10 protein-coding genes are annotated in these 13,335 nt (G+C 67.0%); 3 read left to right on the top strand and 7 right to left on the bottom strand.

From position 1 onward, the window contains the following. Positions 1–27: 27 nt before the first annotated feature. Positions 28–1,539, bottom strand: coding sequence for a peptidase S10 (locus OXQ33_RS12545; protein ID WP_267435033.1), 1,512 nt, complete (start codon positions 1,537–1,539; stop codon positions 28–30). 149 nt (positions 1,540–1,688) lie between these two features. Here OXQ33_RS12545 and uvrA point away from each other — a divergent pair, with 149 nt between their 5' ends. The 3 genes from uvrA to OXQ33_RS12530 all read left to right on the top strand — a co-directional run bounded on the left by uvrA (position 1,689) and on the right by OXQ33_RS12530 (position 5,828). Then, positions 1,689–4,589: an excinuclease ABC subunit UvrA gene (gene uvrA, locus OXQ33_RS12540; RefSeq protein ID WP_267435032.1), complete on the top strand. Its 2,901-nt coding sequence runs from the start codon at positions 1,689–1,691 to the stop codon at positions 4,587–4,589. Positions 4,590–4,864: 275 nt separating this feature from the next. Continuing rightward, positions 4,865–5,266, top strand: coding sequence for a glycine zipper 2TM domain-containing protein (locus OXQ33_RS12535; RefSeq protein ID WP_267435031.1), 402 nt, complete (start codon positions 4,865–4,867; stop codon positions 5,264–5,266). A gap of 238 nt (positions 5,267–5,504) precedes the next feature. Next, positions 5,505–5,828, top strand: coding sequence for a hypothetical protein (locus tag OXQ33_RS12530; RefSeq protein WP_267435030.1), 324 nt, complete (start codon positions 5,505–5,507; stop codon positions 5,826–5,828). On the opposite strand, the gene OXQ33_RS12525 is transcribed toward OXQ33_RS12530, so the two are convergent. From OXQ33_RS12525 to queA, 6 genes are all read right to left on the bottom strand, one after another. Next, complete coding sequence (locus OXQ33_RS12525) at positions 5,816–6,853, bottom strand: cell wall hydrolase (protein ID WP_267435029.1); 1,038 nt, start codon at positions 6,851–6,853, stop codon at positions 5,816–5,818. The two genes, OXQ33_RS12530 and OXQ33_RS12525, sit on opposite strands and share 13 nt — an antisense overlap. Before the next feature lie 643 nt (positions 6,854–7,496). Further along, positions 7,497–10,349, bottom strand: coding sequence for a pitrilysin family protein (locus OXQ33_RS12520; protein WP_267435028.1), 2,853 nt, complete (start codon positions 10,347–10,349; stop codon positions 7,497–7,499). A gap of 25 nt (positions 10,350–10,374) precedes the next feature. Then, positions 10,375–10,587 carry a hypothetical protein gene (locus OXQ33_RS12515; RefSeq protein ID WP_267435027.1) on the bottom strand — a complete coding sequence of 71 codons (213 nt, stop codon included), beginning with the start codon at positions 10,585–10,587 and terminating at the stop codon, positions 10,375–10,377. Positions 10,588–10,597: 10 nt separating this feature from the next. After that, entirely contained in the window at positions 10,598–11,728 is a 1,131-nt protein-coding gene (gene tgt / locus OXQ33_RS12510; protein ID WP_267435026.1) for a tRNA guanosine(34) transglycosylase Tgt, read from the bottom strand. After that, a complete protein-coding gene (locus OXQ33_RS12505) occupies positions 11,725–12,216 on the bottom strand; it encodes an EF-hand domain-containing protein (protein ID WP_276040139.1) in 492 nt (163 codons plus the stop codon). Before OXQ33_RS12505 ends, tgt begins: the two co-directional genes overlap by 4 nt. Further along, positions 12,216–13,253, bottom strand: coding sequence for a tRNA preQ1(34) S-adenosylmethionine ribosyltransferase-isomerase QueA (gene queA / locus OXQ33_RS12500; protein WP_267435024.1), 1,038 nt, complete (start codon positions 13,251–13,253; stop codon positions 12,216–12,218). The genes OXQ33_RS12505 and queA overlap by 1 nt, the downstream gene beginning before the upstream one ends. Between the last annotated feature and the right edge of the window lie 82 nt (positions 13,254–13,335).

Raw genomic sequence — 13,335 nt, 5'->3', positions numbered from 1 at the left:
CGGGCTGACGTCGAAACGGAGAAGTCCTCACCCCCCATACATCGCCATCGCATCCCGCCGGAACGCCGCGCCGCTGTCCGACCGGCTGTAGAACATGTGCCCGCCCGGATAGACGTTCAGTTGCACCCGCTGCGCCACGCCATAGCTGGGCATCTGGTCGACGATCAGGCGCGAGGCGAAATAGGGGCAGGACAGGTCGTCCCAGCCATGGACGATCATCACCTTCATCTTGGGATCGTTGGCGATCGCCTTGCGCAGGTCGGTGACGGGGGTGTCGTCGGGCTTGCCGCGATCCCAGGCGCTGTTCACCTCATAGGACAGCGCGTGATAGCGGGCGTCGGTCTTCCACCCCACTTCGCGCGTCACGAAGTCCACCATCGCGCTGGTCGTCGGCGCGATCAGCGAGTCGAGCAGCGGGTCGTTGGAGCGCTGCTGCGACGACCAGGGGAAGGGGTCGAAGGCGGTGACGTTGGAATCGTAGATGCTGCCGATGGTCGAATCGTTGCGGTGGATCTCGCGCAGATAGGTCCGCGTATCGACCCGCCCGCCCAGCTTGCGGACCAGTGCAGGGTCGAGCCCGGTCAACTCGGTCACCCGTGTCACGATCCGGTCGACCGCCTGGGTGTCCGACCGCCCGCGCATCAGGTCGCGCAAGTAATCGCCACGCGCATAGGCCTCGACCTCTGCCATCGCGGTCGGAGTCAGCTTGCCCTGTCGCTCCAGTTGCGCCGCGGCCATCGAGGGAAGGTCGATCATCCAGGGCAGGGGCGACAGCGCGGTCGCATCGTCGCCCGAGGCGGGGTCGAGATAGGGCGATACCATCACCAGCCCGTTCACCCCGACGCCGATCTGCGATTGAAGTTCATAGGCGATGCGCGGTGCCCGGTAACCGCCATAGCTTTCGCCCATGATATATTTGGGCGAGCGCAACCGGCCTTCCTTGACCAGCCAGTCATAGACGACCTTCGACAGATATTTGATGTCCGGATCGTTGGCGTAGAAAGCCTTTTTGGTTTCCGCCTCGTCCACCAGGCTGCGGCTGAAGCCGGTGCCGATGGGGTCGATGAAGACCAGGTCGGTGAAGTCCAGCCAGCTATTGGCATTGTCACTGGTGATCGGTGCGTCGGACGGCGCATCGCCCTGTGCGCCGAACTGGACGCGCTTGGGGCCGACCGCGCCCAGGTTCAGATAGACCGACGCCGCGCCCGGCCCGCCGTTGAAGGCGAAGGTAACGGGCCGCCGTACATCGCCGCCGGGCACGGTATAGGCGGTGTAGACGACCTGGCCGATTTCCTTGCCCTTGTCGTCGCGCACCGCGATCTTGCCGATGGTCGCCTTGTAGGTGATCACCCGACCGCCGATCCGCGCGCTTTGCGTGATCGTCTTGTCGTCGGGGAGCGGCGGGCGCTTGCTATCGTCGTCCTTCTTTTCGGTCGTGGTCGTCTTGGTCTCGGTCTTCTCGGCCTTTTGCGCCAAGGCGGGGGAGGCGGCGCTGGCGGCCAGCAGCAACAGGGCGGTCAGGTGCAAGCTCTTCGACACGTTGGAAACTACTCCCCCTCGAACGGTTATCGGGTGGGATCATGCGCGCATCTCCCGCGTTCCCGCAAGCCTGTCCCCCTCGAAATACGCCACCCCCTTTCCTATCTCCCCTCTGGCATTCCTCCCGGAACAGAAGTAGAACTAGCCCCATGCTGACCAAGATTTCCGTCCGCGGCGCGCGCGAGCATAATCTCAAGGATGTCGATATCGACATTCCCCGTGACACGCTGACGGTGATCACCGGCCTGTCGGGCTCGGGCAAGTCTTCGCTGGCGTTCGACACCATCTATGCCGAGGGGCAGCGGCGTTACGTCGAGTCGCTGTCGGCCTATGCGCGCCAGTTCCTGGAGATGATGCAGAAGCCGGACGTCGATCATATCGAGGGGCTGTCGCCCGCCATCTCGATCGAGCAGAAGACGACCAGCCGCAATCCGCGATCGACCGTGGCGACGGTCACCGAAATCTACGACTATATGCGCCTGCTCTGGGCGCGCGTCGGCATTCCCTATTCGCCCGCCACCGGCGAGCCGATCGCGGCGCAGACGGTCAGCCAGATGGTCGACCGGGTGATGACGCTGCCCGAGGGCACACGCCTCTACCTGCTCGCCCCCGTGGTGCGTGGCCGCAAGGGCGAATATCGCAAGGAAATGGCCGAGTGGCAGAAGGCGGGCTTCACCCGCGTCCGCATCGACGGCGAATTGTACGAGATCGACGAGGCCCCGGCGCTCGACAAGAAGTTCAAGCACGATATCGAGGTGGTGGTCGACCGCCTGGTGGTGCGCGAGGACATCGCGACGCGCCTAGCCGACAGTTTCGAGACCGCGCTGAAGCTGGCCGATGGCCTCGCCTATGTCGACCCTGCCGATCCGGTCGAGCCCGCCACGCCCAAGTCGGTCGTGCTGGGCAACAACGCCCCCGAAGGCCGGATCGTCTTTTCGGAGAAGTTCGCCTGCCCGATCAGCGGTTTCACCATCTCGGAGGTCGAACCACGCCTCTTCTCCTTCAACGCGCCGCAGGGGGCGTGCCCGGGCTGTGACGGGCTGGGCGAAAAACTGATCTTCGACGAAGACCTGGTCGTCCCCAATCACGAACTGTCGATCAAGAAGGGCGCGGTCGTGCCCTGGGCCAAGTCCAACCCGCCCAGCCCCTATTATATGCAGGTGCTGGGCAGCCTGGCGCGCGAATTCGGTTTCTCGCTGGAGACGCCGTGGAAGGATCTGGACGAGAAGGTCCGCGACGCCATCCTGTACGGGACGAAGGGCAAGGCGGTCACGCTGACCTTCATCGACGGCAAGAAGTCCTACGATGTGAAGAAGCCGTTCGAGGGCGTGATCGGCAATCTCAACCGCCGGATGCTCCAGACCGAGAGCGCCTGGATGCGCGAGGAACTGTCCAACTATCAGTCCTCGCAACCCTGCGAAGTCTGCCACGGCGCGCGGCTGAAGCCTGAAGCGCTGGCGGTGAAGATCGCGATGCAGGACATCAGCTACGCCACCCATTTGTCGGTGGTCGATGCGCTGGCCTTCTTCACCGGCCTGCCGGAGCATCTGACCGACCAGCAGCGCGCCATCGCGCAGCCGATCCTGAAGGAGATCGTCGAGCGGCTGGGCTTCCTGAACAATGTCGGGCTCGATTACCTCAATCTCGACCGGACCAGCGGCACGCTGTCGGGTGGCGAGAGCCAGCGGATTCGGCTGGCGTCGCAGATCGGTTCGGGGCTATCGGGCGTGCTCTATGTGCTCGACGAGCCGTCCATCGGCCTGCACCAGCGCGACAACGACATGCTGCTGGCGACGCTGCGGCGGTTGCGCGACCTAGGCAACACCGTGCTGGTGGTCGAGCATGACGAGGATGCGATCCGCACCGCCGACTATGTCATCGACATGGGGCCGGGCGCGGGTGTGCATGGCGGCCAGATCGTCGCGCACGGGACGCTGAAGCAGTTGCTCAAGTCCAAGACCAGCGTGACCGCCGATTACCTGAACGGCACCCGTGAGATCGCGGTCCCGGCCAAGCGCCGCAAGGGTTCGGGCAAGAAGCTGACCGTGCACAAGGCGACCGCCAACAACCTGCAGGGCGTGACCGCCAGCATCCCGCTCGGCACCTTCACCTGCATCACCGGCGTGTCGGGATCGGGCAAGTCCAGCTTCACCATCGACACCCTCTATGCCGCCGCCGCGCGGACGCTGAACGGCGCGCGCATATTGGCGGGCAAGCATGAGAAGATCACCGGGCTGGAGCATCTCGACAAGGTGATCGATATCGACCAGTCGCCGATCGGCCGCACGCCGCGCTCGAACCCGGCGACCTATACCGGCGCCTTCACCCAGATCCGCGACTGGTTCGCGGGGCTGCCCGAGGCGCAGGCGCGTGGGTACAAGCCCGGCCGGTTCAGCTTCAACGTGAAGGGCGGCCGGTGCGAGGCGTGCCAAGGCGACGGCGTGCTCAAGATCGAGATGCACTTCCTGCCCGATGTCTATGTGACCTGCGACGTGTGCCACGGCGCGCGCTACAATCGCGAGACGCTGGAGGTTAAGTTCAAGGGCCACTCCATTGCCGACGTGCTCGACATGACGGTCGAGGACGCCGCCGAATTCTTCCAGGCGGTGCCGCCGATCCGCGACAAGATGGCGATGCTGGTCGAGGTGGGACTCGGTTACGTCAAGGTCGGTCAGCAGGCGACGACCCTGTCGGGCGGCGAGGCGCAGCGGGTGAAGCTGGCCAAGGAACTCTCGCGCCGGGCGACGGGCAACACGCTCTACATCCTCGACGAGCCGACCACGGGGCTGCATTTCGAGGATGTGCGCAAATTGCTCGAAGTGCTCCATGCGCTGGTCGAGCAGGGCAATACGGTGGTGGTGATCGAGCATAATCTCGACGTCATCAAGACCGCCGACTGGATCGTCGATCTGGGCCCGGAAGGCGGCGTGAAGGGCGGCGAGATCGTCGCGGTCGGGACGCCCGAAGTGGTCGCGGCGGAACCGCGCAGCTTCACGGGGAAATATCTGAAACCGTTGCTCGACAAGGGCCAGGTGCAGGCGGCCGAATAACGATCCTCCCCGGCACGGGGAGGGTGACCATGCGCAGCATGGTGGAGGGGGCTTTCGGCAAGGGACACCCTGTGTGGAAGCCCCCCTCCGTCAGGCCTTCGGCCTGCCACCTCCCCGTGCCGGGGAGGATTGGGTTGCGTTCTGGCGGATTTCCTTGGGCCCCTTCGACAGCCTGCCAAGGCAGGCATGCCCTACCGCCACCAGCGCCCCCTAACACATCGCAACTTTTCCGCGCTCGAAACGATTCCCCCGCATCACTCATAAGGGAGGATGCGATGCGTGCACTGACACTCGGCCTGGTGGCGGCCGCGACCCTGGTTTCGGGCTGTTCGACCTATGGCGGCGGCGGTTATGGCGGCCCGCGCTACGCCTATGACTATAACCGTCCCGATCCCGCTTATGGCGGCTATTATGCCGACCGTTATTATGTCGACAACCAACGCTATCGCGAACGGCGGTTGAGCCGCAACGACCGCGTCTATGTCGGTCAGGACGGTCGCTATTATTGCCGCCGCAACGACGGCACCACCGGCCTGATCGTCGGCGGCATCGCGGGCGGTGCGCTGGGCGCCGCGATCACCTCGGGCGGCTCGCAGACGCTGGGCACGCTGCTCGGTGCCGCTGGCGGCGCACTGGCCGGACGGGCGATCGAGCGGAACAATGTCCGCTGCCGCTGACGATGACACCGTGTCCGCATAGCCGGACGAGAAGGCCGTTGCCGACGCCCTCTCCTTGGGGAGGGGGCGTACCGGGACGGCGATCGATCCCGCGCGGTCGATGCGAAGATGAACGAAGCGTCACGGGTTGCGACACTTGATGACAGAATCGTCAGGTGTCTGGGACAGCTTTGCGATCATCCCTCCCCATATAGGGGATCGGGCCAGTATTCGCCCGCTTTGTAATGGGAGTAACGTCATGAAGGCCATGATTCTCGCAGGCTTGGGGTTCGCCACGATCGCGGTTCCGTCGGTCGCCGATGCGCAACGCTGGACCCCGATCGCCCAGCGGCAGGGCCAGCTTCAGTCGCGGATCGATCAGGGCATCCGCTCGGGCGCGCTGAACCGGCGCGAGGCGGTGCGTCTGCGCACGCAGTTGCGCGATCTGAGCCAGCTCGAATATCGCTATCGCCGTTCGGGTGGCGGGCTGAGCGCGTCGGAGCGTAACGACCTCGACCGTCGCTATGCGGTGCTGACCCGTCAGGTCCGGTTCGAGAAGAACGACCGCAGTTATCGTCGCTGATCGGTGACGGGGGCCGCGCCGGGTGTTGCCGGGCGCGGTCCGTCCGGCCGTTCGATGGGGCGGCCGCTGTCCTTCCACTTGTCGAGTATCTCGCCCGACCGGGCCAGCCGCTCGCTGATGACCGCGCCACTCGCCGATACCGGCGGTGGCGCGTTCCGCGTGTCGCGCGGGGCGGGGGACGGCAGGGGACTGGTGGAGGCGGTCGGCGGCGGTGGAACGGGCAAGGCATTGGCGACCGGCATCTCGCTCGCGTCCGCCGGCGTCCCACCCGGCACCGGCAGGCTGGGCAGCACCTCCCCGCCACGATAGGCCCGAGTCATCACCGCCGCGGTGCCCCAATATCCCTTCCATCGATGGAAAAGATGCGCGCCGACCATATCGGTCATCACCATCGCCCGGTTCCAGGGCGGGGCGACCGCGAAGCTGTGGTAATGGGTGGCGAGCCCGACCGGGGCGAAGACGCCGCCCGACAAGGCCGATGCCGCGATCCGCGCCGCCCGCGCCCAGCCGAAGACGGCGGGGGCACGCGACAGGGCGCCGTCGCAGACGAAGCTGAACTGGCAATGCGCCCGTTCCACCCCCTGATAGACGACGCCGCAGACCGTGCCCGGAAAGGCGGGATGGCGGGCGCGGTTCAGCACCACCTGCGCTACCGCGCGCTGGCCGTCGATGCTTTCGCCATTGGCTTCGTAATAGATGGCGGCGGTCAGGCACTGCATCGCGCGCGCACGGTCGATCGCATTGGCCGGGCCCCAGAGGAAAGGACGGGCGGCGGTGACGCCGCTGTCGGTCAGGACTGCGCCCGGCGGAATGGGCAAGGCGGGCAGGGCGACCGTGCCGGTACTGCCGTCGATCGCGGGCAGCGCATCGGCGGCTGGGTCAGCCCGAGCGACCGGTGCCGGGGCGGGAGGGCGCGAAGCGGCCGCCACCGTCTGCGACGCCGACCGTCGCCATGCGCCCCGCGCCGCCAGCACCAGGCCGAAGGTCAGCATCAGGCCAAGCAATGCCAGCCAGACCTGCACCATTCGCCTTACCGTCTGCCTCGCCACCCGCAACGCGTGGATTTCCTTGCCGAACCTGGATCGTTCGGCCTGCTATAGCCGAGAGTGTTAAGGATTTCGCATAGCGTGGTAGGCGTCGTGGCCCTGCCGTTCGCATGTTGCCAGGCCCGATCGACATTCGAGCCGCTCCCCTTCCCTCGCCCCTCATAGAGGGGAGAGGGTTGCGCAGACTTAGGCTTTGCGAAGCAAAGGCTTAGTCGGAGCTGGGTGAGGGGTGAGCGCTCGCGACGGCGAGCGCGCGAGCCTGCGGCTCGCTCAACCCCTCACCCAAGCTCCGCTAACCCTCTCGCCTGTCCAGGGGAGAGGGAAGAAGACGCGGAATGAATGTCGGTCCAATGTAGGGGCGACCGACATTCATTCCATTCCTCCCCTGGAAGGGGAGGTGGCAGGCCGAAGGCCTGACGGAGGGGTGTCGCCGTTGGAGAGAGAGGACCTTCCTCGCGGGCGGTGGCACCCCTCCACCAGCTTCGCTGGTCCCCCTCCCCTTGCAGGGGAGGAATGGAGGCGGCGCGGCCGGACCCGAAATCCCATCCTGACGCGACCTGGGCCTCCGCCGGGGTCGCGCATGGTTTTGGGCCATGTGCCGATCCGCGCGGAAGCCCCGATTTCAGCGAAGCTTCGGGGTGTCGAGGTTGACCGCGTCCGCCGGGATCACCTCGACCTGCGGATGCGCGGACTTCAGCGCCGGCAGGAACTGCTTGGCGTCGCCGACCACGACGATGCTCGCTGCGTTGGGATCGAGCAGCGCGGCGGAGGCGGACTGGACCGCCGCCGAATCGACCGCCTGCACGCGCGGGATGTAGCGGCTGAGCTCGTCCAGCGGCACGCCCTGAAGCGTGTAGCTGGCCAGGATGTCGGCGATCCCGTCCGTCGTCTCGATCGTGCGGCCGAAACCACCGACCAGCACCGCCTGGCGCGTCGCCAGTTCGTCCTGGGGCACGGGGGCGGTGCCCAGCTTCGTCATCTCGGCATCGATCAGCCCGACCACTTCGGCGGCCGACGGGTTCTTGGTCTGGGTCCGGGCGGAGATCAGGCCGATATCGCGACCGGTCGCCACCGAACTGCCCGCGCCATAAGCTAGCCCGCGCTTGATACGGATTTCCTGGTTTAGCCGCGAGGAGAAGCCGCCGCCCAGCACCGTATTGGCGACCGCCAGCGGGTAGTAGCGGTCATCGGCGCGGCGGATGCCGGAGCGCGCGACGACCACGCCTGCCTGTCCGGCATCGGGCATGTCGACGACGATGACGCGCGGCGCGGGGAAGGCCGGCTCGGCGGGCTTGGCCGCTACCGCCGTCGCACCCGCCACACGCCATGCCCCTAGATGACGCTCGGCCAGCGTCCGCGCCTGGGCGGGGGTGACGTCGCCGACGAGCAGCAGGGTCGCCTGTCCGGGCTTCCAGCTTCGGGCATAGGCGGCGGTCAGGTCGGCGCGGGTCAGGGCCTTCAGCGAGTTGGGCGTGCCCGACAGCGGCTGGCCATAGGCGCGCGCGCCATAGACCACACGGTCCGCAACCATCGCCGAAAGCTGCGCGGGGTTCTTCATCGCGACGTTCAGGCTGTCGATCGACTGGGTCCGTGCGCGGTCGATCTCATCCTGTGCAAAGGCGGGCTGGGTGGCGACATCGGCCAGGATGGTCATCGCCGTGTCCGCCTGGGCCGATGGGACGGTCAGGTCGATGCTGGCCCCATCATCGGTCGCGCTGCTGGCGATCGATCCGCCCAGGCTTTCGACCGCGCGGGCGATCTCGGTGGCGGAGCGGGTCCGCGTCCCCTTGGTCATCAACTCGGCGGACAGGCTGCTCGCCCCCGCCTTGCCTGCCGGATCGGTGGCAGCGCCGCCCAATGCGACCAGCGAGGCGGTGACCAGCGGCAGGTCATGCCGCTCGACCGTCACGACGCGCAGGCCGTTGGACAGGGTGGCGACCACCGGTTGCGGCAAGGTGGGAGCGATCGGAGCGCCGGGGGCGGGGGGCAGGATGCGCTGACCCTCGGGCGCAGGGATGACGACCGCGATATCGGCGGGCGGGGTGAGCGCCGCCGTCTGGACCGTCGGTGCGATCTCGATCGGCATCAGGCGCACATTCGCGGGGCGGTCCGATTCGGGCAGGTAGCGGATGGTCGCGCTCTGGCTGTCCTGCAGATAGGCGCGCGCCACGCGCTGCACATCGGCGGCGGTGACCGTCTGGACAGCGGCGATCTGGCGGTCGGCGGCGGTTGGGTCGCCATCGACGATGACGCTGTTGGCGATCAGGTTGGCCTTGCCCTCGGCGGTTTCGCGCTGCTTGAGCGCGGCGGTCAGCAACTCGTTCTTCGCCTCGGCCAGTTCGGCGGCGGAGACCGGCGCGTCACGCAGCCGCGCGATCTCCTTCTTCAGCGCCGCCTCGCCCTCGGCGACCGGCTTGCCGCCCGCCATCATCGCATAGGCGACGAAATTGCCGGTCGATTGCTTGGTGTCGAGGAAGGTCGCGGCGGACTGGGCGAGCTGGTCGCGATAGACCAGATCCTCGTACAGCCGCGAGCTTTCGCCCGCCGACAGGATCGCGTTCAGCACCATCAGCGCGGGCGTATCCGCGCTGCGCTCCGGCGGGATATGATAGCTGATCAGGACGGCGGGAAGCGGGACATTCGCCTCATAGACGCTGCGCGTGACCGCCTCGGTCCGCTTGGGCTCCTGCACGGTCACGCGCGGAATCGGATTGGCGGGACGCTTGATGGTCGCGAAATACTGGTCGACCCAGCGGTCCAACTGGGCGGGGTCGAAATTGCCCGCGACGACCAGCACCGCATTGTCGGGCCGGTAATAGGTGGCGTGGAAGGCGCGGACGTCATCGATCCCCGCCGATTCCAGTTCCTTCAGGCTGCCGATGCCGGGGCGGGCATAGGGGTGCACCGAATAGGCGAGCTTGGGGTAATAGATGGAGAAGAGCTTGCCATAGGGCTGGGCCAGGGTGCGCTGGCGCAGTTCCTCCTTCACCACGTCGCGTTCGCTGGCGAAGCTCTTGGGCTCGACCACCAGCGCGGCCATGCGGTCCGCCTCGGCGAAGAGCAGGCGTTGCAGGTGGTTGGCGGGCACCACCTCGAAATAATTGGTATAGTCGTCGGCGGTGGAGGCGTTGTTATAGCCGCCGACATCCTCGGTCAGGCGATCCATCTGTTCGGGGACGAGATTGCGCGTCGCCTTGAACATCAGATGCTCGAACATGTGGGCAAAGCCCGAGCGGCCCTTGGGATCGTCCTTCGACCCGACATCGTACCAGACCTGGACCGAGACATTGGGCGTCGCGGTATCGCGAATGGCATAGACGCGCAGGCCGTTGGGCAGGGTGCGCGTGGTGAAGGCGATGGGCTTCACGCTTTCCGTGCGCGCGCCCTTTGCATTTGGGCTTGGCGCGGTTTGCGCCCCGGCCAGCGTGGGAAGGGCGGCGACGCCGAGCAGAAGCGCGGCACGGAAAAGGCGCATGAAAACCCTCTTTATGGAATGCGGATTACTTGGACTTGTTGCGGGTGCCGTACAGCACCGCCGCCGCGACCGCGGCCGAACCGATGCCGACACCCAGGCCGATCTTGCCCAGCGGCCAGTTGCGCGTCCGCTCCTTGATCGACTCGGCGGTCGCTTCGGCGGCGGCGACGGCATGCTCCTTGGCCTCCTTGGCGGCGGCGAGGATCTCGTTGGGGGCGTCTTCGGTGTGATCGGTCATGGTTACTCTCCTACTGTCCCGCAGCGTAGCGCGCCCGGAAGTCGTCCGCAAAGGCCGTCAGCCGTCCTTCGGAAATCGCGGCGCGCAGATCGGCCATCATCTGCTGGTAGAACCATATATTATGCTCGGTCATCAGCATCGCGCCCAGGATTTCCCCGGCGCGGACCAAATGATGGAGATAGGCGCGGCTCCAGGTCGCACAGACCGGGCAGCCACAGGCGGGGTCGAGTGGCCCCTGATCCTCGGCGAAGCGGGCGTTGCGGATGTTGATCGGGCCCTGCCGCGTAAAGGCCTGCCCGGTGCGGCCCGAGCGGGTCGGCAGCACGCAGTCGAACATATCGACCCCGCGCTCGACCGCGCCGACGATGTCGGTCGGCTTGCCCACGCCCATCAGGTAGCGCGGCTTCTCGACCGGCAACTGCCCCGGTGCGAAGTCGAGGCAGCCGAACATCGCCTCCTGCCCCTCGCCGACCGCCAGACCGCCGATCGCATAGCCGTCGAAGCCGATATCGATCAGCGCATCGGCCGAGGCCTTGCGAAAGCCCTCATCCAGCGCGCCCTGCTGGATACCAAAGATCGCATTGTCCTCGGCATGCTGGCCGCCCGCATTAAAGGCGTCGCGGCTGCGCTTCGCCCAGCGCATCGAGCGTTCCATGGCGCTCGCCTGCACGTCGCGGGTCGAGGTGGTCGGGACCAGCTCGTCGAACGCCATGACGATGTTGCTGCCGAGGAGGCGCTGAATCTCGATCGAGCGTTCGGGGCTGAGCAGATGGCGGGTGCCGTCCAGATGGCTCTTGAACGCCACGCCGTCCTCCGACCGCTTGGTCAGCTCGGCCAGGCTCATCACCTGATAGCCGCCCGAGTCGGTCAGGATCGGCCGATCCCAGCCCATGAAGCCGTGCAGCCCGCCCAGCCGGTCCACCCGCTCCGCGCCGGGGCGCAGCATCAGGTGATAGGTATTCCCTAAAATGATGTCCGCGCCGCTTGCGCGAACGTCGCCGGGCTTCATCGCCTTGACGGTGGCGGCGGTGCCGACGGGCATGAAGGCGGGGGTGCGGATTTCGCCGCGCTTCATGGTGATGGTGCCGGTGCGGGCGCGCCCGTCGGTGGCGTGGATGGCGAAGGAGAAGCGGGCGGTCATTTTCTTTTGTCTCGGGGCGCGAGCGGGCCGGTGGGGCCATGGGCGTCGGCGGGAATGGTGCGGATGGTCAACGCCTCGGCACGGCTGATCGCGCCGTCATGGTCGCGGTCGAAGCGCGAGAAGAGGCGGGAGAAATGCGCCTGGAGTTCGGGCAGCGTGATCCGGTCGTCGCTGTTCTTGTCGACATCGAACGGGCTGGGCAGCGCGTTGCGGTCGCCCAGCCAGCGTTCCGCCCAGTCGGCGAACTGGAGATAGCCGATCGATCCCTGGTGTGCGGTGTCGATCAGGTCATAGGAGCGCTTGACGCCCGCCTCCATCTCCTCTCGGCTGGTCTTGCCGTCGCCGTCCGCGTCGAAGGCGGCGATCATCATCGCCACCGGCTCCACCACCATGGTCGCGGGCGTCTGCGCGAAGGGGGCGGGGCGGGCGGTGACGGTCACCGTCTCGTTTGCGCCGGGCGTCACCTGAAGCAGCAGCGCGAGCAGCATCACGCCGCGTGCTCCGGCAGCAGTAGCGAGGCGTCGCCGTAAGAATAGAAGCGATAGGCGTTGGCGATCGCATGGGCATAGGCGGCCTGCATCCGCTCCAGCCCCATCAAGGCGGACACCAGCATGAACAGGGTCGATCGCGGCAGGTGGAAATTGGTCATCAGCCCGTCGATGCCGCGAAAGCGATAGCCCGGCGTGATGAAGATCGCGGTGTCGCCCTCGAACGGGCGGATCATGCCATCCTCTCCGGCGGCGCTTTCGATCAGGCGCAGCGAGGTGGTACCGACCGCGATCACCCGGCCGCCGCGCGCCTTGACGGCGTTCAGTCGGTCGGCGGTGGCGGCGTCGATGCGGCCCCATTCGGCGTGCATCTTGTGATCGACCGTGTCCTCGGCCTTGACCGGCAGGAAGGTGCCCGCGCCGACATGCAGGGTCAGTGTCGCATGTTCGATCCCGGCGGCATCGAGCGCGGCGAGCAGTTCCGGCGTGAAGTGCAACGCCGCCGTGGGGGCCGCGACCGCGCCGGGCTCGTTGGCGAACATCGTCTGATAGTCGTCGGCGTCCTTCTCAGTGATGCCACGCTTCTGCGCGATATAGGGGGGCAGCGGCATGGTGCCCGCCCGCTCCAGCAGCAGCTCGACCGGCTCGTCGCCGGCGAAGTCGAGGGCGAAGCTGCCATCCTCGGCCCGGTCGCGCGCGGTGGCGCTGACGCCCGCGCCGAAGTCGATCACGTCGCCGTAGCGCAACCGCTTGGCGTTGCGGATGAAGGCGCGCCAGCGGCGGGCGCCCTCGCGCTTGTGCAGCGTCGCGCCGATCTTCGCCTCGCCCCGGACGCCCTCAAGCTGGGCGGGGATGACGCGGGTGTCGTTGAACACCAGCAGGTCGCCGGGGCGGAGGCAGGTCGGCAGGTCGCTCACCCGCTGATCGCGGGTGGCGTCGCCGTCGAGGACCAGCATCCGCGCCGAATCGCGCGGAGAGGCCGGATAAAGCGCGATCCGCTCGGGCGGCAGCGCGAAGTCGAAAAGATCTACGTTCACTTGGTGGCCGTTGCCGCCTTCTTGGCCGGAGCCGCCTTGGGCGCGGGGCGGCGCACCGCGGCCGGCTTGGTGGCGGGCGCGG

The organism is Sphingomonas sp. GM_Shp_1 (assembly GCF_026540895.1).
GTDB lineage: Bacteria > Pseudomonadota > Alphaproteobacteria > Sphingomonadales > Sphingomonadaceae > Sphingomonas.
The sequence above is the reverse complement of the archived record's forward strand: the minus strand, read 5'-3'. Positions and strand labels throughout refer to the sequence as shown.

Coding starts and splice junctions, on each gene's coding strand:
- OXQ33_RS12515 (WP_267435027.1), bottom strand. CDS start 10,587: ATGACCGATCACACCGAAGACGCCCCCAACGAGATCCTCGCCGCCGCC.
- OXQ33_RS12530 (WP_267435030.1), top strand. CDS start 5,505: ATGAAGGCCATGATTCTCGCAGGCTTGGGGTTCGCCACGATCGCGGTT.
- OXQ33_RS12505 (WP_276040139.1), bottom strand. CDS start 12,216: ATGCTGCTCGCGCTGCTGCTTCAGGTGACGCCCGGCGCAAACGAGACG.
- OXQ33_RS12535 (WP_267435031.1), top strand. CDS start 4,865: ATGCGTGCACTGACACTCGGCCTGGTGGCGGCCGCGACCCTGGTTTCG.
- OXQ33_RS12525 (WP_267435029.1), bottom strand. CDS start 6,853: ATGGTGCAGGTCTGGCTGGCATTGCTTGGCCTGATGCTGACCTTCGGC.
- tgt (WP_267435026.1), bottom strand. CDS start 11,728: ATGACCGCCCGCTTCTCCTTCGCCATCCACGCCACCGACGGGCGCGCC.
- OXQ33_RS12520 (WP_267435028.1), bottom strand. CDS start 10,349: ATGCGCCTTTTCCGTGCCGCGCTTCTGCTCGGCGTCGCCGCCCTTCCC.
- uvrA (WP_267435032.1), top strand. CDS start 1,689: ATGCTGACCAAGATTTCCGTCCGCGGCGCGCGCGAGCATAATCTCAAG.